The following is an 18,981-nucleotide window of genomic DNA, read 5'->3' as shown; positions in this document are numbered from 1 at the left end:
GCTGATCTATATTATCCGGCTTCAATGAGGCCCCGGCGTTTGGCCGGGGAATGCCGGTCCCGGGCTACAACGCGCCAGTCTATATCACAATGGCTTCAATGAGGCCCCGGCGTTTGGCCGGGGAATGCCATTTACCGATGTATTCGCCGCCGGCCTGCTCAATGCTTCAATGAGGCCCCGGCGTTTGGCCGGGGAATGCGGGTTTGTTGCGCTATCCAACAACGTTTCGCCTATCAGCTTCAATGAGGCCCCGGCGTTTGGCCGGGGAATGCAGTAACACTCGATAGCGGCATTGATGCCGCTATTTCTGCTTCAATGAGGCCCCGGCGTTTGGCCGGGGAATGCTGGCAATGAACGAGATGGAGCGGGAAAACGACCAGCTGCTTCAATGAGGCCCCGGCGTTTGGCCGGGGAATGCGAACTTATCCTATGGACAAAGACTAAGAGCAGCTAGCTTCAATGAGGCCCCGGCGTTTGGCCGGGGAATGCCGGGGTTCCCTGCTAGGATTGTGCCGGCAAAGAAGGCTTCAATGAGGCCCCGGCGTTTGGCCGGGGAATGCCATGGCAGATTTAAACACACAAGAAGGTTTTTCATACGCTTCAATGAGGCCCCGGCGTTTGGCCGGGGAATGCCGCGCCCTGGCTGCTTACTCTCCGCTATCGCTCCGCTTCAATGAGGCCCCGGCGTTTGGCCGGGGAATGCCCCAGACAACACCGAGCACGAGAAAGGCAAGAAAGCCTGCTTCAATGAGGCCCCGGCGTTTGGCCGGGGAATGCGAGCAGGCAGCCGGTTATGCAATCACTCCGGAAAAGGGCTTCAATGAGGCCCCGGCGTTTGGCCGGGGAATGCGAGCAGGCAGCCGGTTATGCAATCACTCCGGAAAAGGGCTTCAATGAGGCCCCGGCGTTTGGCCGGGGAATGCTTCCATTTCGCTTTGTATTTCGCGTCGCTTTCAGCGGCTTCAATGAGGCCCCGGCGTTTGGCCGGGGAATGCGCCAAGAAAAACAATTAGGCCCAATTCATCAGAATGCTTCAATGAGGCCCCGGCGTTTGGCCGGGGAATGCAATGGGCAACGAAGGACCAACATATCAATCATGACTGCTTCAATGAGGCCCCGGCGTTTGGCCGGGGAATGCCGACGGCGTCATAGAAACATCGACGGTTGTTTCGATGCTTCAATGAGGCCCCGGCGTTTGGCCGGGGAATGCAATTCTGTTGGGCCGCTAATCATGTTCGAACCCTTGCTTCAATGAGGCCCCGGCGTTTGGCCGGGGAATGCGTATCAGTAAAGGTCTTTTGGGAAATGTTCATTTTGAGCTTCAATGAGGCCCCGGCGTTTGGCCGGGGAATGCGAAAATGTGATATTTAGGCTGGAAAATGTGATATTTGGCTTCAATGAGGCCCCGGCGTTTGGCCGGGGAATGCCCGCCAAAATACCATTTGCAATTAGTTGCCGTACCTGCTTCAATGAGGCCCCGGCGTTTGGCCGGGGAATGCTCGGTTTTGTAACGATTAGTCTTTTTTGATGTTTTGAGCTTCAATGAGGCCCCGGCGTTTGGCCGGGGAATGCGCCAATTGGCGGAAAATTTTCAGAATTCCGTAAATTCTGCTTCAATGAGGCCCCGGCGTTTGGCCGGGGAATGCGAATATCAAACCCGGCATGCGGGCTGAGAATTATCGCTTCAATGAGGCCCCGGCGTTTGGCCGGGGAATGCAGCGCGGGTTGGAGGCCTTGGTTGGCGCGGCCTGCGCGGGCCGTTTGCGAGAACCGAGCAAAACGGCTGGTCAAATTTAGCGGAAAAGTCGATTAAACGCCAATAAAAATAGCTAAGTTACTGATTGTTAAAGAGCCGCCGGCTTGCGAGAACTGCCCGGCTTTTGCGCGGCACCGCAGCGCTCGCGTTGTTGCGGCGGGGATGCCATGTTTTTATGCTCATTCGCCGGGCCGGATTTCCTGGTATTTGACTGGTTAAAACATGGACGCTAATCCCGCTAAAATCAGCTTGCGGTGATGGAAGACAGGGCGACTGTAAGCCGGACCCAAGCAAAGCCACGGGCCGATTTTACAGGTTAAGCCGACCACATTTCGCCTAACCTTCATGAAAACAACTCGCATCACCCCGATAAATGAAAGGCAGTTTTGTAGGAGCGACGCACAGTCGCGATGATGGACGTGTAAATCGCGACTATGCATCGCTCCTACCATGACTTTCAGAGTAACGCTCATGAAGGCTTGGCAATCACCCCAGCATATGAAAGTCAACGGCGTTATGTCGTTAGTTTTTGGGCGGTTGCCGCGTGACTTTCAGAGTAAGCCACCGGCCGATTTTACTGGTGGAGCCGACCGCATTTCGCCCGAGGTTCATCAAGGTAGGGCATCGCCTCGGCCAATGAAAGTTTTCCGTGGGAACGACACTTTGTCGCGACCGGAAGGCTTTGTACGCAACGAGGGGGATTTTACGACAGCCTTCGCAAAGAACGGAAACAGCATGCGGAAGTTGTTTTGGGTGGAATCCTAAGATCACACGATCACCGTTTGCGGTTCCATCACGGCGAATTCCTTACCCAGACTGACAATCGACGGTTTGATGTTTTCCGCCGGGCCGACATTGATCACCAGTACATGATCGTCGGCGTGATGAATCATGCTGTCCAGCAGCGACAGCATTTCCGCGTGTTGTTTGCGGCTTAGGCGGCATTGAAATACCGACAACTGCAACCATTCGCCATAGCCCTTCATCAGGCGAAACACCTTGCGCCAGCGCTTGGGGTCGCCGATGTCGTATGTCACGATGTACAAGTGTTGCGGCGCGGCCATATTCAGCGGGTGGTAAAGTTGGGGTATTCCGCCAGTTCGCCCAGCAAAAAACGCCCCAACAAACGGGCCTGAATTTCGAACAGGCGTCGGTATTCGACCCGGTAACCGAACAAGGGATGGGTCACTTCCTCGCACATGCGGCGTTCGAAGGCGGCGATAAATCGCTTGCGGCCGCCTTCGTCGAGATTGACGCTACCCGCCGCGCAGACGAAATCGGTCGGCCGCACTTCGCCGTTATTGATGGCTTTAAGCACCACGGAATCGGCGATGATGGGCCGGAAAGGTTCCATCAAATCCAGCGCCAGCGCCGGCCGGCCGTAGCGGGGCTGGTGATAAAAGCCGCGATACGGATCCAGCCCGACCGCGCTCAAGCTCATGGTCCAGCTGCGCACCAGCTGGGAGTAGGCAAACGACAGCATGGCATTGACCGGGTCGGCTGGCGGGCGGCGGTTGCGCTGGTTAAAGTCGAAGCTGAGCTGGCGGCTGTCGTCCGGTTTTTTGATCAGTTGATCGAAGGCGCCGAAGTACACTGCGGCCGCAGCGCCTTCGATGCCCAATAACTGGCTTAAATCCTTGGCGCGCAGCGATTTGTCGGCCAAAATTTTGAGCTGGTCGGTCAGCGCGTCTGCGGACTGCTCGCCGCGCCAGTTACGGCGCAACAATACCCGGCTGTTCTGGATTTTGGCCCGCACCAGACCCTTGGCAATTTGCAAACACTGGCTGTCGTTAAAGCTGGCCTTGTATTGCGCGGTGCGCAATTCAACGTTTTTATGGCCGGTGCCGATGGTGTGGCCGGTAAACCAGCCGCCGTGACTATGCCAGCTGACCGGAATGTCGCGGCGCATCAATTCCTGCAGACAAGGGGTGGTAATGTAAACATTGCCCATGATTACCACTTGCGAGGTATCCATCAGCCGCGCGGTTTGCACCGGATTATCGTCGATGCTTATTTCCAATTCCTCGCCTTTTTTGCCGACTTTGGCCTTATACGCCTGCACATACACCGGTAAGGCGTCGTCGCGCATCACCGCCAGCGGCCGGGGCGGATTGGCCGGGTCGCGAAAGTAATTGACCTCGTCCGGCAGGCAAATGCCCACCAACGAACAGCCGGGGCATTTGGGGCTATCCTGTAACGGCAGCGGAATGTGGCCGCTGTCGGCCATCAAGCGTAAACCCTGCATGGCGTTGGCCGTCAGTTGCAGCAACTCCTCATCAAACGCCACCCGCACCCGTTCGCGGCTTTGCGCAAAATACAGCAAGCCCTCGTCGCAACGGTAGCCGTGTTCGCGCAGAATCAAACCCTGCACGCACAGTTGCACCCGTTCAGGGTCGTAAGCGCCGCGCGCCACGTGCGGTCGCTTGCCGCGCTTGTAATCGATCGGCGTGACCACGCCGTCCTCGGCTTCGATCAAGTCCAGCTTGGCGATCAAACCCAAGCGATTGGACGATAGTGTGATAGAGCGGCCGTGAAATTTCTCGCTGTCATCCAGTTCGTCGGCTTCCGGGAAATTTTTGGACGGCTTATCCACCCGCCGATGGGCGTGGTCGCCTTCCACGGTGTCCGCCGACGCCGCCCATTCGCCTTGCACCCATTCCAGATAGGCCAAACGCGGGCAATACTGGTACTCGTTGATCATGCGCGCCGGCAGCAACGGCGTATCGCCGGACAATTCGGGGAAGGGCAGCGGTAGTTCGAGCTGGACGGGGGTGGGTTCGTCGGCCATGGCTTATTCCAAGTCAATCGATCCAAAAGGCTTCCAGCAGTTCGCCGTCGCCATCGAACAGCCACCATTCCAATCCCTGCTTGGTCGGAATACGATACAAGGCAAAGCCGGGTTGCCAATATTGCAGGACGGCTTCAAGGACCAATTTCGGAATGTCCGTATGATCCAAGGGCATGGGCATTTCTTCGGGCCAATCGCTTGTCGTTAAATCGCACATGTTAAAAAGCCTGGGTTGTTATACATTTTGTAATACAATTTGTCTGTCACTTTGCCTTTTTAAGGAGTCCGCCATGCCTGCCATCAGCCTGCGTTTACCCGACGATGTGGAAGCCAATCTCAAAGCCGAAGCCCAACTGGCAGGCAAAAGCCAATCGGAAATCGCCCGCTTGGCGATCACCGAATACCTGGCCCGCCGCGAGCGGGAGCGGTTTATGGCGGAAATGGTGGAAGCGGCACGCGCCTTGGCCAACGATCCGCAAGCCAGGGCGGAAGCGCTGCAAATTGCCGCAGATTTCGACGCGGCGGACGATGGCCTGGACCGTTTGATTGCCGAAGAGCGCGCCGCCGGTATCGACCCCGACGAAAAATGGTGGGAATGATGAAGCGCGGCGAAGTGTGGACCGCCAATCTGAATCCCAACAAGGGCGCCGAAATCGGCAAGATCAGGCCGGTGCTGGTGTTGCAGGACAACGCGATGATTACCGGCGGCCTGCCCACGATTGTGGTGGTGCCGTTGACCAGCCAGTTTCGGCCAAGCTTGGCGCCGCTGCGGATACCAATTGCACCGCAAGGCCGGCTGAAAGCCGACAGTTATGTCATGGCCGAACAACTCCGAGCCATCGACCGCTCCCGCTTCGGCGAAGGCCCGCTCGCCACCATCACCGCCGAGGAACTGGCGGCGGTGGAGAAGAGTTTGCGGGGGGTGATGGGGTTGTGGTGAGGGCATTACTCGCACTTCTTATACCGAATAACTTGGAGAAAAATTCTTGTAATATTTATTTGGTGCGATTCGCTCACAGCGAAACACTTGAGATATTCCCATTTGTTGCAAGTAGCGTTTATTAGGTTTGTCTCCGTGCATTTCTGAAAGCGCCATTATCGAGCGTATGCATTCAATATTTAATTGCGCTTCCCATATAGGCCAAGAAAAATAAGTTTTTCTGCCAGACTCTATAAATCCAGTTGTTGAAAGCCCTTTTACTGTAGGTATCGTTGGAAATAGCGTCAATGATTCGATGGCAAGTGCATTAGCGCCTCGCATTGTGTGTAAGCCAGATTTTTTACTGCTTTGTGAGCTGGGGTCATGCCATCGCAATGCATAACGTTGATCTTCCAAAGGGTCCCATCGAAAACTTGAGCATTCATCGCGATAATCCCATGTTTTAAATAACGTGCGATCTAAATCTATTAACTGAACTTCATTATGTATTTTTTTAGCATACGCAGTTAATCCTTTGCCATCACTATCGCCGCTTCTAACCATACGAAACTGCGTACTTTCGAATATTTCTTTTTCTTTGATTACTTCGCTACCAAATGCACTCAACAAGTCTGCAATCCGCCGATTATCCGCAGAACAATTATTTTGTATCTCTTGCAGTGTTTGTACAAACAAATCAGCTGAAAAAGGTAGCTTATCATCTATATCAAAGGCAGTTGTTGGCAAAGGCTTTAAAGCGTCATAAAGGACTATTAAAAAATAGTCTTTATCATCTCCGCACCCGTATAGGATTGGGCGATAACTCCCGGAAAAAGCTTTCCAGGAAATTCGAGCTTCTGAGTAATACCGTGAACAAACCGTAAGTGTGCCAAGCGCCGCTAAAAAACCTAGTGGATTTGAAGCGCTAATTCCTTCAAATTCCAAATGACTATCACTCATAAGTTTTCCTCCTCCTCACTCCGCCGATGATCGGCCAAACGTAAAATCGTCTCTAACCATGCCAAGCCCCACCAACCGAAATGTCGAGTCAAACTCCAATAGCGCTCGGCCACTCCCGAATCGAGACGCTCCAATTTGGTTGGACCTTGATGCGTTAGTCGTTGTCCTAGCCATTCGGATATTTCGACATCGGGCGCCTTATCCTCGAAAACGACAGGTGCAAACGGCCGGCAATAGCCATGATGGCTTTCCACCAAATGCAGCACCAAATCCCGATACAACGCATTTTCCGGCAGCAAGCTCAATTGGCTTTCCATTAAACGAACCGACAGTAATTCGTGACGACCACCTTTGGGGTAATCAGCGCGTTTTCGCGCCGCTTCGCTGGCCTGTTTGCTTTGCGGCATAGCTGGCGATTTGGCTAGCGGTTCGGCTATCGTCAATGCCACTCCGCCCCGTAACCACGCTTGAAAACGCGGATCGATTTTGCCTAAATCATGGCCGTTGGCGGCTAACGCCAAGCAATCGGCTATTTCACTAGGTAAGCCGCATTTATCGGCAAAATCTCTTGCCCACTTTGCGACGCCTGCCAGATGGGTGTAGAGATTTTGTTTTTGTGACGTGCCGGACGAGGCCGCATCGGTTTCATCGCTGAAATAATCCGGCTCATCCGCTTGGAATATTCGGGGCATAGGCCGATTGGAAAGAATAATCAGGCCTTGTTGAGGGTGCGGTATTAACTGGCAACGATTCTGAGCTAAATGATGAATGATCTGCTTCAGCCAATCTGATATGCCATCAGTTTTGGCAATCTCCTTCAGGCAGTCAATTACGTCAATCAGCAGTGTGTCGCCGTCTTCGTCGTAACGGCCGGGGGCGTCATGCACTGTATTGACTAAATCCTTTAAAGCTTGCGATTCAAGTAAACCCCACTGAGCGATGGTTTCTGGGTGCAAGCGTAAAATGGCTTTTGCCCGCATTTGCGCATTTGCACGGTCACCCCAATCCAAAATCGGCATGCTGCTTGGAGTCAAGTAAAAGTCGCCAAGCAGCTGCCAATTTGTCTCGTTGGCGGTAATTACCAAAACATCGCCCGGTAGGATCGTATCCGAAGCGCTAATTACCTCGGATTTATCCGGTCCGCGCCAACGAATGACTCGCCTTTTCGCGCTGGCTTTTTCATCGCTGGATTGGACGATGTCACCTTCCAAATCGGATTGCTCGACAATGGGTTGATCCCGTCCGGACAACCAACGGCGCATAACATAAATCGGGACGGCCAAGCATTCCGATGACGATGGCGGAACAATCGATAGAACGTCGAGCCATGCTGGGCTATCCGCTGTTTCATCAACTTCCGTTGCAGGCTTCGCTTGATCCAGAAGTATGTCCGAGCGCCAGCAAACCTGTACATCGGCGGAGTGCTGCCCCTGCCCATGCAGAAAAATACTGACATCGGGGCTTGGCAGTGGAATTGGCGAGGTTTGTGCCCAACTATCGACATGCGCCGGCAACATGATGGGCGCATGAGTTGTTGGTGCATTGAGTCTTTGCAACAAAATTTCCAATTCGCCAGGTTCTTGCGGTAAGCGAACGCTTAAGGCCGCAATGCCCATATCCAATTCGTTTTCCTGGTCTTGTAACCAAGCCCAGGTCTCAGTCAGTGCCGTGCCGTATACCGGGTCTTGATAGCCTTTTTTAGCCTGTTCGGCACTGATCAGAATTGAAGCTTTACCAGCGAATTTACGTCCCATGCGGTTTAAGCGCCCGAAGCGCTGACGTAATGCGTCGAGGCTGGCGCATTCGCTGACCAATAAGTCGAAATCCAGATTTGCACCAACTTCCAATGTTTGGGTGGCAACCACAAACGTGTTCTGTTCGAGTGTCCTGGATGGAGAATAATCGGCCGATAAGGATTTCAGTTCTTCCAGAACGGTTTGGTCTTTATCGAGGGGACGCATACGACCGGTAAGCAAAATGACTTTGGAGTTGGATTTCTCCGCCAAGAGATTCCGGGTTTCTCTGGCAACAGCAACACGGTTGCAGAACACAACGACTGCCGGTTTGCCGAGTAATCCCTTTGGCGGCTGCTCTGCCAGCTTTTGCGCGCTATCGCCCAAAGCCTTTGCCATTTTGCTAACGTATTCATCGCTTTTGTGGCTAACCGGAGCAACCAATTCGACGGTTTTAATGGCGAGTTGTCGTGCGCCCAATGGATGAACGGGATCTTGGGGTTCTGTCGATTCATCCTTGAAGGAATCGGTCATTCCCGGCGGTGGCGTTGCACTCATTACCGACACATGAAATGGCGGTAGAAAATCCGTTTCTCCCCAGTGACGGTATTTTTTGACAGCCAGCAGGGTTTCCAAAAACGGCTGCGCGCAATGGGCTTCGTCCAACAAAATCAGCGCATCGTTGCCGACCAAACCGGCATGAATAGGCCACGTTCCGGAACCGGGACCGTAAGCCCGAAACAGCAGGCGCGAGCCCAATTGATCAACCGTGCTGGCTACGATCATCGGTTGCGCCGGGCTTTTAGCCCAGGCATTCGAGCGGTACATACCGCCGCGCAATTGAAACGCTGCGAGTGGCGTATCGCTATTCGACAGATATTTCAATTGCTCGGCAACGGTTTTCAGAATAGGTTGATCGGGATTTTTGAGTTTTTGCGCAATCATTTGAGCGCGCTCGAATGCTTCGTCGACAATTACCCGTCTATCCACCACAAAAAAGATACGGCGCGGCGCACTGAGTTTTTGTCGGGTTCCAAGACGACCTGCTTGAACCGCCAAAGCAAACACGGCAATATCGATACAAGCCGTTTTGCCGGATGCCGTCGGCAGTTGTATCGCTTCCGGCCAAGGCTGATCGTCATTCCCGATTACCCGTTTAGCTAAAGCAATCTGCCAAGCAAACGGCTTTCTGTTTTCTCCCCATAGCGCGCTAAAAAAAGCTTCAAATTGGTCAACAGTTAACTCAGCCATTGAATTCTCCTTTGTCAAACCAAGGCCGACACAATCCATACCCGCGAAAACGACCGGCGCAAATCAGAATAGGCCCGGATACCGCTTGCTCGAAAACCAACACCGCGTGTGCATGGTGGAGACGGCCACCATCTGTTTTGCGGGTGATATAAGGGAACTCCTTGCTGTGAGGTACGCCCTCGAATAGCGATACCGGGTGCAATAACACCTCGGCCGGTCGTGGCAAACCCAAACGTTCGCAGCCGTCTTTGACCGATTCGGCTGCCTGTTCCCATTTGTCTTTGCCGTCGAAATGCCGATCCAACACAACCGGTGTCACGCTAGCCCAGACTTTGGATGGTCGCGTCCAGGTTTTAATTTGTAGATTCGTCGGCGGCGATTCGCGGGTATCCAATTCGGCGCCACATTCCAGCCATTGACCGTCGAACAGCTTGATTTTTCGTGGTTGCCAGTCTTCTTCGTTTCTCAACCAAGGTTCGAAAATGGCTGCGGCCTGTTGGAGGTCCACCGATTGAGGCAACGCGATTCCCAATCCCATGATGCGGCCATCGGCATGTTCCGAACCGACAAAAGGCAACGGAAACAAAGCTATGTGCGGATTGCGCGAGGCTCGGCCGTTTTCCGCATGGCCGCTCAACCACTCCGGCATCGGCGCCGGCTGATTTTTCATCAATGCTCCACGTAGCGCCTGGGTTAACTTCAAGGTACTTTGCAAGTTCAGACGTTTGCCTGAAAGTTTCAGCACAATGAAATTGGGGTCGAAAATGGCTTGGTAAATTACCGATTGTTGGGTTATGTCCTTAGCAATCACTTTGCGATAGCCTTGCCAAACGCCTGGATCATCGGGCCTTAACGAAATAGGCTTCTCTGACCGCGCCAACTCCGAACCGAGTTGTTCAAGCCGCTCATCAATTACCGATAATTTTTGCCTAAAGGGCAGTTCGGCATTTTTTTTATCGGCACCTTTTAGGTCTTTAATTTGCTCTTTACGTGCCTTGTCTACTGTCTTTTTCGAATCTTGCAACCGCTGTTGTTCCGCCTGTAAATCACTGTATCGAATAACAGACTCGCGGTTGGCTTGTTTCGCCAAATATTGCAATCGACCTGAGCACGGAACCCGAAATTTATGCGTTGCCAGATAGTCGGCCTTTTTCCAGTTGGACTCCGGCGGTTGTGGGTCAAACCACATTTGCACTAGCGAAGCGGAATGACCAATTGAAACGACTTTTCGTGTTAGCGAAATTAGCGCTACTTTTTGTTGGTCGGTCGGTTCCGCATCCCACACGATGTGTACATCTGGATTAAATGGAATAGCTACGGGGAAGCGACGGTCTCTACGCTTTCTGCCTAACGGATAACCACCTACGGTAGGAGCCAGAACCCCTTTTTTCTCGTTTTCATACGGGGTAGCTGAATCATTTACCGGCACATATACATTTACTGATTCACGTTGTTTTGCATCCGAGCAATGAATATCTGGTGGAACCAATGTTTCTAACCAGCCTAAAGCCTCCTGTTCCGCCGGGTTCTGTCCTGTTTCAAACCAAGCAGCCGCCAACGCCATATAAACTCGGCCCGGATGAGGCGGCCATTCGGCGACTTGCTTTTTCGCACCGTCCGCCGCTGCCATTGCCCACCCGTTTAAGTAACGGATGCCCAGGCTGAACATTACTCACCTCCTTCAGCGGATTGATGCATATTGGCTTCCTGGCTTTTTCTAACCAGGGCCAACAAATCTTCAGAAGGTTGTAATTTGATTTCGTCTTCCCAAGGTAAACCCAAGGCTGTTGCCTCTTTGACGGCCTGATTGAACAACTCAACCGCAGTATTGCCAGTCAGCACGTACTGTTTCGGTTCTTCAGTCGGGACATCCAATAATTCCCAGACAAACGCCTGTTGCGGAAATAGCTGGCAACGTGACCGTAAATCAGCGCCTTGTTCTCGTTGTAGCGTGGCAGCCAATAAACCCAATGTAGTTAATACGGTGCGAGCGGCAATATCGACTTTATTATCAGATTCGACCGCACCATTAATGGGAAAGCGTAAGCGGCGCAAGGCGACTAGAGAAAGAACGGTGGTTTGAATTGCTTTTTTGATGGTAAATCCGCCTTTAATGCGCGGCTTTTTAATAACTTTTCCGTTTTCCAGGACAACATCGTCCAACACAATATTGTTATTACTGTCTTTCGCATATGAGAAATTAGGAACAATATTCCCATGATTTATTTTGGATGGGGCGCCTTGATCTTGATCTTTGTTTTCATCGTACGCAACCAGATTTCCTTTGCTTAAACCATACAATGCTAATTTATTCCCCACTCTTTTTGCTAAATCTGGGTTGGTTGTCCAACTATCATCCTCTGTTCGAAAGATAGGTCCAGATGCCCTGACAATGCCGGCTGAATCAATGCGACTTTCAACATTTATTCCATCTACCACACCCCATCCGACCATCTCTGAAACTAAGGCTCTTTGAAACTTCGCGCCTAATCCACCCCTTGGACCGGTTGAATCCCAAATACCAAAAATTAATGCCGTAGGGCAAATTGCAAATAAATCACTAGCATTTCTGGTATCAGCATTATTTAGCGCTTTACCGTGCGCAGAATCTCGAAACTTTATATTTGGTGAACTAAGAATGTTGCTATCTCTAAAAATGGCATCTGCTACTCGATGAGGTGCTTCTAAGCTGGTTACGCTAAACGATTTATATTGAGGGTCATTAAATATAAACTCAGTCGATATAATAGGCAGTTGAATACGTCTTTTGCCGTCAGAGTCTTTAGTTCTCCATACTTCAAGTAGAGCCAATTCACTGCGGTTAGCTTGTGACTGGACAGAGTCAAGCAATACGCAATCAACTAATTCTCCTGTTTCCGCATCCACGCGCTTTTCAGTGGCATATTTCCCACCTTCATAAGTCGGCGGAAACACCTTGTCTCCGAGGCCACCCATCGGCTGATATTCTGTTATGCATCTAAATGCTGCGGCATGGCTGGAAACGGCTTGTTTTATGATGTCCAGGGTTAAGGTTTGTGTCATTGCAATCTCCAGGTTGGTTGGACCAAAAGTTATTTGATTGGGGAAGCTAAACGTTTTCTAACATGGCTCGGTCTCAAAAGCCGATACCGAGAATTTTTAGGTACAAAATTTTTTTGGCCTCATTGATAAACCGCCAACAACTTCTCCGCTTCCTGCCTGACTAATTCCCGCAAAAACCCCGGCTCCACCACCTCCACCTCGGCGCCGTATTTCAAAACGTCCATCAGCAATTCTTCGTGGCGGTTGAAGGGGATGCGCAATTGATAGCGGCCGTCGGTTAGCCACTCGCATTGTTGTTGGCTGTGCCAGGTTTCGTCGGAAACCCAGCGGCCGGCCTTGGCGGAGAAATTCAGGATGGCGGTATGTTGGGGCGTGCCGGCGAAGATGCCGTAGGACGAGCCGTAGTGTTGTTGCAGGGTGGCCGGGTCCAATAGTTGCGCCGGTTCGGCGCTGGCGGTTGCCGATCTGATCCGGTCCAGCGCGAAGGTGCGAGGTTCGTTGCGTTGGTGACAGTAAGCGTCCAGGTACCAGTTGTCCTTGTACAAGATCAGATTTTGCGGCGATACCGGCCGCTGGCTGGCTTGGTCGTTGCCGCGGGCGTGGTAGTGGATCAACAGCCGTTGTTGTGCGAACAGGGCCTGGACCAAGGTCAGAAACAAGTCGTCGTTGCGGCTGCGGTAGGCCTGGCTGAGGATTTTGATGCGGCCCAGTTGCGGGGTTTTGACGCCCGGCGAGTGGTCCAGCAGCTTCTCCAGGTGACTGCGGAGTTGGCCGATTTCGTTTCGAAGCAAGCCCGGCGCCAGATTGCCCAGCAGATGCTGGCAGGCAACCAGGGCTTGCAGTTCCGCGGCACCGAGCCAGATGCCGGGCAGTTCGAACGGGTGGCGCGGGTCGTCGCGGTCGTAGTAATAGCCGGTGCCGCGTTCGCAAAGCAACGGGGCGTTCAAGCGGTCGCGCAGTTCGTTTACCAGGCGTTGGCGGGTGGCTTTGGAGCAAGCCAGTTCGCGGTCTATCTCCGGGCCGGGAATCGGCGTGCGGCGGTGTTTGAGCAGGTTGTGGAGTTTGACGATTTTGTCGAAGTGTTGCATGCGGCTTCCATTCCTGTAAATGGGCTGATCAGAGTAGGGGCAAGCGATTCGGTGCAAGCAAGGCGCGCTGAATTTGCCGGAACATGAGTCGGGGTTTTAGACTATAACGCTTTAGCGTGCAAGCCGGGAACAGCGGTTAGGATTCCGGCCCTAATAACTTCCCGATTTATACCCCTACAGCCGAAGTAATTCGGGCGGAAGCCTTGGAATGCTCAAAGGGAGGATAAGCGCAGCGCATCCGCCATGATTGCTGAATAATTACGATTTTGTAGGCTTACTCGGAGCAAACTACTTCCACCAGCGGCACTTCCCACTCCTTAACTTTACAGCGGTCTTGATATTCAGCGTTGCCGTCTTCGCGGTAACGTTTCAGCAGGGCAATGACGGTGATGCGTTGGATGCGGTCCGTTTTGTCCAGCCAGACGGGGTGCGCGGCTTGCGACAGGCGGGCTATGTCGATGCCGCCGCTTTGCAGACTCAGTTTGCCGTGCCGCTCGATCAATTGCAGTTCGGCGCCGGGGGTCAGGGCCGCCAGTTGGCGGTGGATGGGATGATTGGCGGCGCAACGGCCGGCGTAGCCTAAATCTAGTTCATTCATGCCGAGTATCCGGTACGCCCGCTTACCGTGAGCGGGCGCGGGCAATTCCGGCGCCGTTCTGACCAGTAAATGTTCGCCTTGTATTTCCCGCAGGAAGGGGTTGCGTGCGTCCTGGCGTTGCGCTAGACAGAGGGTTTCCCTGGCGCGGGTCATGGCCACGTACAGCAGGCGGCGTTGTTCTTCCACCGATTCTACAGCCTGCGCCGGCTTTGACTTGCTGGCGTCCCAGCCGCCGTCCAGGATGAAGACATGGTTGAATTCCATGCCCTTTACCGCGTGCACAGTGCCGAGCAGGACACCGTTGCCCAGGCGGCGTTCGCGGCGTTGTTCAGCCAGGATTTCGCCCAGGTAATCCAGAGTCAGCCGATTGCAGACCTTGGCGTTACCGGTTTCCCCTTGCCAGTCCCGCAACAGGTTTTGTAGTTGCTCGATCCAGACGTTGCCAAGGTTGGCCGGATATCTTTCGGCCAGCCAGTCCAGCCAGTCGCCGGCGGCATTCAAGCCGTTGCCGGCCAGACGCAAGGCTTGCAAAAGTTCGGCATTTTCGCGGATGCGGAACGGGCTGGGGTTGGCTTCGTTGGAGAGCATGATGCTGAGCGGTATATCGTGCCGTTCCAGGGCGGCGCGCACGGGGTCCAGCAGGCGCCATTCGCGGGCCAGGATGGCGCATTGCGTCCATTCCAGGCTGGGGTCCAGTTGCCGCAGGCGTTGCAGCTCGTGGGTCAGCAGTGCCGCCTGGGTGGCGCAGTCGGCTACCTGAATCAGCTGAACCCGGCCGCGCGCCAGGGTATCCAGATGTTGCCAGCGGCCGCCCGGATCCAGCTTTTTCCGCTGGCTGTTGATGCGAATGGGCTGTTGTTGCTTCATGCGGTCGCGGTTGTGGCCGATCAGGGCGTTGGCGGCGGCGATGATGTGGCCGCTGCTGCGATAGTTTTCCAGCAGATAATGCTGTTGGGCCTGATAGTCGCTTTGAAATTGTTTGATAAAGGCGATGTTGGTGCCGCGAAACTGGTAGATATTCTGGTCGTCGTCGCCCACCGCCAGAATGGTCAGCTTGGCGTCGTCGTCGGCATGGCGGCCGGCGATGGCGGCAATCAGCCGGTATTGTTGTTCGTCTATGTCCTGGTATTCGTCGACCAGTATGTAGCGGTAGCCGGCCAGCAAGCGCTCGCGGCTTTCGTCGGCTTCCAGGCCCAACAGCATTTGCTCGCCGCGCAACAGTTGTATGGCCTGTTCTATGATGGCGGCAAAGTCGGTTTCGCCATGTTCGGTGCCGCTGTTCAGGGTATGACCGGTCAGTCGCAGGGCCAAGCCGTGATAGGTTTGTATGCTGACGCCCCTGGCGTCGTCGCCGGCCAGATCGCTCAGACGGCGGCGCAGTTCGCCGGCGGCGTTGCGGTTGTAGCAGAGCACCAATATGCCGCGGGCCGGAACCCGTTTTACCCGCAGCAGATAGGCGCAACGGTGCACCACTACCCGGGTCTTGCCGGAGCCAGGGCCGGCCAAAATCAACAGATTTTTGTCTTCGGCGGCGGCCACCAGGGCAATTTGTTCCGGGTTTTGCAAATCGCCGACGATGCGTTGAAACGATTGCTGGCTGGTGGCGCGTTCCAGCACTTCGCGGCGGTCGGCGAAATAGCGTTTGACGAATTCGGTTTTGTCCAGCGTAAAGTAGGCCAGCACGAAGGCCAGGGCTTGACCGATTTTTTCCAGCCCGCGGCGGGCGTATTCGTTCATCACGTGAATCTGAAACACCCGTTCGCCGTAATGCTGCGACAGCGGTTGGTAATCGCCCTTGCCGTAGGAGCGGCCCTTGGCTTCCGGCAGCACCTTGATGGTCATGGCCTGGCGGAATACCGCCAAACCTTGCTGCAGGGTGAGGATTTTTTGTTCGTGCAGGAAGTTCAGCGCCCGCTCGACCGCCGCCAAAGAGTCCTTCACCTCGGCGGCGGTGACCAAATCACGCCGTAGCGCGGCCAGCAATTGTTCGGCGGAAAACTCCACCAGCAGGTCGGCGCCGGGTTTGGTGTGGGGTGGGATGTTGGCGAGAATGGCGTCCAGCGCGATTTTGGCCACCGCCTGGCGCAGTTCGGCGGTGGCCAGCAGGGCCGGCCAGCCGCGATTCAGTTTGACGGCGTATTGATCCAGGCCGTCGCGGGCCAGACCGTTCAACAACAGCCGCAGCACTTCCGGGTTGCTATGCGGGAAACCGTTATCGAGTAAATGCTGATTAACATGGCGCAAGGACAGCGTTTGCCAGGTGTCGCCGGCGGCATCTGGAGCTTGTTCGCGCATCGTTTCTATCATGGCCCTTTCCAGCGGGCAGATTTTTTCCAGCCTGTTTAATGACGAATCTGCAATCTTGTAGCGCACGAAGGCGGTCAGTAGCAGATTTTGCTGGATCAGTCCGTGTTCGCTCATGTCGTGCAGCGTGCGGATTACCCGCTGGCTGGCGGTTTCGCCGGGTTTATCCTGTTCGGTATTGGCGAATTCGCCCAGCAGCGCCAAGTCGTCGGCGCTGAAACCTTGGTCGCTGTCGGCATTGAACAATTCTTGCAGAATCGCCAGCCAGCGTTGTTGCTGGCGTAGCGACAGCCCCAGCTTTTGGATTTTGGCCTTGGCTTCGTCCAGGTCTTTCACCAACGGCCGGCCCTGGAATACCTGGGTGCGGTTTTCGTTGCGTTCGATAAAACCGGCCCGCTCCAGCCAGGATACGGCGGTGATGATTTTGGTGGCGGCGTTGCGGTCATCGCTGTCGAAGGATGTATCGACATTGTCGTCCTGCAGAATCTCGCCGCTGGTGATGACCACGTTACCGTCCCGGTCTTTCTTGCCGCGCCTCAGGCAGCGCAGAATCTGGGCGATGTCGCGCTGATCGACTTGCGACAGCGCGGACAGTTTGAACTGGGTTTCGATGTCGTGTTCGTCGAACAATAAAACGCATTCGGCGGCTTCTTGGTCGCGGCCGGCCCGGCCGGCTTCCTGCAAGTAGTTTTCCAGCGAGCCGGGGATATCGGCATGAATCACCAAGCGCACGTTGTCCTTGTCTATGCCCATGCCGAAGGCATTGGTGGCGGCAATCACGCGGATTCCGCCGTCTATGAAGGCTTCCTGTATGTGGCGCTTTTGCGCCGCGTCCTTACCGGCGTGAAAGGCGGCGGCCGGCCAGTGTTGCTGGATCAGGAATTCGGCGACGGCTTCGGTATTTTTTTGGGTGGCGCAATAAACGATGGCGCTGCCGGCGCCGTCCGCCAGCCGTTCGCTCAGCAATTGCTGAATGCGGGCATATTTTTCGTTGCCGCCGACGGTCTGCACCTCGAAGTGCAGATTGTCGCGCTCGACCCCGCCCGGAAATTCCGCCAAGGTCTGGGCCAGATGGGCGCGAAAATAGTCGAGGATTTCGTCGCGCACATCCTGTTTGGCGGTGGCGGTAAAACATTGCACCGGCGGCAGCACGGCGTGTTGTTGGGCGGCGAATTCCTGGATGAAGCGGGCGGCGTACAGGTAATCCGGGCGAAAATCGTGGCCCCACTTGGACAGGCAATGGGCCTCGTCGAACACCCAGCAGCCGATTTCGCGCTGGGCGATGGCTTTGCGGAAGCCGGCATTGCGCAGTTGTTCCGGCGAAACATACAAAAGGGCGATGTCGCCCATTTGAATGGCCTTCAATACCTCGCCGCGTTCCGGCGCTGTCAACATACCGTAAAGCGCGGCGGCGCTGGGGGCGCCGGTTTTATTGCGCAAGTTGTCGACCTGATCCTTCATTAAGGCTTGCAACGGCGAAATGACGATGGTCAACACACCCCGGCGTTGATAGCGCACCAGGGCCGGCAATTGAAAGCACAACGATTTGCCGCCGCCGGTCGGCAAGACCGCAAACAAGGGGGTGTCCGCCATCGCCGCTTGCACGATCTGTTGTTGCAGACTGCCGCCGTCGGCGGCCGGCGGTTCGTTTCTGAAAGCCGGGAAGCCGAAATAGCGCTTCAATTGCCCGACCGGGTCGTGGGTTTGGGCGCAGTAAGCGCAAGCGGGTTTGCCGCAGGGAATGTCGCGCAGCTGCCGCAGGGCCGGGGCTACGTCGGGAAACGTTTCCCGCACCCAGGGCGGCAGCACCGAATTGCCGCCGGCCACCCGCAGCCACGCCAGACAATAGGCCAGGGCGGGGCGCTTGTTGGGATCGGGCAGGTGGGACAGGGTGACTTGGTTGAAGGCGGTTTCGCAGACTTGGCCGTAGATGAGTCGCTTGAATAAATCGAAGGCCCGCGAGGCGTTGATTTGAGCGGCACCCAATGCGCTCAGGCATAGTTGCAGTCCGGCATGGCGCGGATCGCCGGAAAACGCATAGTGGTAAAACGACAGAATATCCTGGTTTTGCTGTTGTTCCAGCAGGGCCTGCCATTGATCCTGGAATAGCGATTCGGCCAGCTTGGCGTCCAGCAGCGGGTCGTTCAGGCCGTCGCGCACCAATTTGTAATTTTTCACCAAGCGGTGATAGGGATTTTCCGGGAAGGCCAGCGGCGACAGAAACAGGGTATCGACGACGGGTTTTTGCAAACAGGCCAGATCGGGCAGAATGGCCAGACAGACCGGCAGGTCGTGGCGCAGCAGATTGTGGCCGAGCAGAAAATCGGCGCCGGCGGCAAAGTCATCCAGTTCGCGCAGGACCCGCTGAATGGTAAAAGGGGCTGTGCGACTAAAGCTTTTATTGTTGAACCGGGCGGCCAGGGCGAAAATGTCGCCGTTTTCGTTGGTTTCCAGATCCAGGCTGCAACAGCGGTTTAAAAAGCCTTGCCAGTCCATGGTGGATGAGTGCAATTGAGGGGGCAGCCGCTTCGGCCATGTGGCC

General features: G+C 54.7%; 11 protein-coding genes and 1 CRISPR repeat array. Of the genes, 2 read left to right on the top strand and 9 right to left on the bottom strand.

Going from position 1 to position 18,981, the window contains the following annotated elements:
- Nucleotides 1-18: 18 nt before the first annotated feature.
- Nucleotides 19-1,717: direct repeats of the CRISPR family, unit length 36 nt; unit sequence GCTTCAATGAGGCCCCGGCGTTTGGCCGGGGAATGC.
- A gap of 806 nt (nucleotides 1,718-2,523) precedes the next feature.
- From cas2 to NP590_RS19200, 3 genes are read right to left on the bottom strand one after another with little or no spacing between them, the layout of a single operon-like run.
- Nucleotides 2,524-2,793, bottom strand: a complete 270-nt coding sequence (gene cas2, locus NP590_RS19210; RefSeq protein WP_256604332.1) for a CRISPR-associated endonuclease Cas2 — start codon at nucleotides 2,791-2,793, stop codon at nucleotides 2,524-2,526.
- A 29-nt stretch (nucleotides 2,794-2,822) separates the two neighbouring features.
- Nucleotides 2,823-4,544 (bottom strand): CRISPR-associated endonuclease Cas4g/Cas1g, encoded by a 1,722-nt coding sequence (gene cas4g/cas1g, locus NP590_RS19205; RefSeq protein ID WP_256604331.1) that lies wholly within the window; start codon nucleotides 4,542-4,544, stop codon nucleotides 2,823-2,825.
- 13 nt (nucleotides 4,545-4,557) lie between these two features.
- Nucleotides 4,558-4,761, bottom strand: a complete 204-nt coding sequence (locus NP590_RS19200) for a hypothetical protein (protein WP_256604330.1) — start codon at nucleotides 4,759-4,761, stop codon at nucleotides 4,558-4,560.
- A 73-nt stretch (nucleotides 4,762-4,834) separates the two neighbouring features.
- Here NP590_RS19200 and NP590_RS19195 point away from each other — a divergent pair, with 73 nt between their 5' ends.
- Both NP590_RS19195 and NP590_RS19190 read left to right on the top strand, forming a co-directional pair.
- Nucleotides 4,835-5,143 carry a ribbon-helix-helix protein, CopG family gene (locus tag NP590_RS19195; RefSeq protein ID WP_256604329.1) on the top strand — a complete coding sequence of 103 codons (309 nt, stop codon included), beginning with the start codon at nucleotides 4,835-4,837 and terminating at the stop codon, nucleotides 5,141-5,143.
- Entirely contained in the window at nucleotides 5,143-5,484 is a 342-nt protein-coding gene (locus tag NP590_RS19190) for a type II toxin-antitoxin system PemK/MazF family toxin (RefSeq protein ID WP_256604327.1), read from the top strand. Before NP590_RS19195 ends, NP590_RS19190 begins: the two co-directional genes overlap by 1 nt.
- Nucleotides 5,485-5,502: 18 nt before the next feature.
- Here the strand turns inward: NP590_RS19190 and NP590_RS19185 are convergent, their stop codons facing one another.
- The 6 genes from NP590_RS19185 to NP590_RS19160 all read right to left on the bottom strand — a co-directional run bounded on the left by NP590_RS19185 (nucleotide 5,503) and on the right by NP590_RS19160 (nucleotide 18,950).
- A complete protein-coding gene (locus NP590_RS19185; RefSeq protein ID WP_256604325.1) occupies nucleotides 5,503-6,423 on the bottom strand; it encodes a type I-G CRISPR-associated protein, Cas3-extension family in 921 nt (306 codons plus the stop codon).
- Nucleotides 6,420-9,446 carry a type I-G CRISPR-associated helicase/endonuclease Cas3g gene (gene cas3g, locus NP590_RS19180; RefSeq protein ID WP_256604323.1) on the bottom strand — a complete coding sequence of 1,009 codons (3,027 nt, stop codon included), beginning with the start codon at nucleotides 9,444-9,446 and terminating at the stop codon, nucleotides 6,420-6,422. The genes NP590_RS19185 and cas3g overlap by 4 nt, the downstream gene beginning before the upstream one ends.
- Entirely contained in the window at nucleotides 9,400-11,076 is a 1,677-nt protein-coding gene (gene csb2 / locus NP590_RS19175; protein WP_256604321.1) for a type I-G CRISPR-associated protein Csb2, read from the bottom strand. Before csb2 ends, cas3g begins: the two co-directional genes overlap by 47 nt.
- Nucleotides 11,076-12,449, bottom strand: a complete 1,374-nt coding sequence (cas7g, locus tag NP590_RS19170) for a type I-G CRISPR-associated RAMP protein Csb1/Cas7g (protein ID WP_256604320.1) — start codon at nucleotides 12,447-12,449, stop codon at nucleotides 11,076-11,078. The genes csb2 and cas7g overlap by 1 nt, the downstream gene beginning before the upstream one ends.
- Before the next feature lie 119 nt (nucleotides 12,450-12,568).
- The gene (locus NP590_RS19165; protein ID WP_256604319.1) at nucleotides 12,569-13,537 is read right to left on the bottom strand and encodes a helix-turn-helix transcriptional regulator; all 969 of its coding nucleotides are present in this window, start codon (nucleotides 13,535-13,537) and stop codon (nucleotides 12,569-12,571) included.
- Nucleotides 13,538-13,811: 274 nt separating this feature from the next.
- A complete protein-coding gene (locus NP590_RS19160) occupies nucleotides 13,812-18,950 on the bottom strand; it encodes a RecQ family ATP-dependent DNA helicase (RefSeq protein ID WP_256604318.1) in 5,139 nt (1,712 codons plus the stop codon).
- Between the last annotated feature and the right edge of the window lie 31 nt (nucleotides 18,951-18,981).

The sequence above is a fragment of the Methylomonas subterranea genome, from assembly GCF_024505185.1.
GTDB classification, from domain to species: Bacteria; Pseudomonadota; Gammaproteobacteria; order Methylococcales; family Methylomonadaceae; genus Methylomonas; species Methylomonas subterranea.
Note: the sequence above shows the minus strand (reverse complement) of the source record. Positions and strands in the feature narration are given on the sequence as shown.

Bases quoted from the DNA above. Each gene is read 5' to 3' on its own strand.
- cas4g/cas1g (WP_256604331.1), bottom strand. From the start codon at position 4,544: ATGGCCGACGAACCCACCCCCGTCCAGCTCGAACTACCGCTGCCCTTC.
- NP590_RS19200 (WP_256604330.1), bottom strand. From the start codon at position 4,761: ATGTGCGATTTAACGACAAGCGATTGGCCCGAAGAAATGCCCATGCCC.
- NP590_RS19195 (WP_256604329.1), top strand. From the start codon at position 4,835: ATGCCTGCCATCAGCCTGCGTTTACCCGACGATGTGGAAGCCAATCTC.
- NP590_RS19190 (WP_256604327.1), top strand. From the start codon at position 5,143: ATGAAGCGCGGCGAAGTGTGGACCGCCAATCTGAATCCCAACAAGGGC.
- NP590_RS19185 (WP_256604325.1), bottom strand. From the start codon at position 6,423: ATGAGTGATAGTCATTTGGAATTTGAAGGAATTAGCGCTTCAAATCCA.
- cas3g (WP_256604323.1), bottom strand. From the start codon at position 9,446: ATGGATTGTGTCGGCCTTGGTTTGACAAAGGAGAATTCAATGGCTGAG.
- csb2 (WP_256604321.1), bottom strand. From the start codon at position 11,076: ATGTTCAGCCTGGGCATCCGTTACTTAAACGGGTGGGCAATGGCAGCG.
- cas7g (WP_256604320.1), bottom strand. From the start codon at position 12,449: ATGACACAAACCTTAACCCTGGACATCATAAAACAAGCCGTTTCCAGC.
- NP590_RS19165 (WP_256604319.1), bottom strand. From the start codon at position 13,537: ATGCAACACTTCGACAAAATCGTCAAACTCCACAACCTGCTCAAACAC.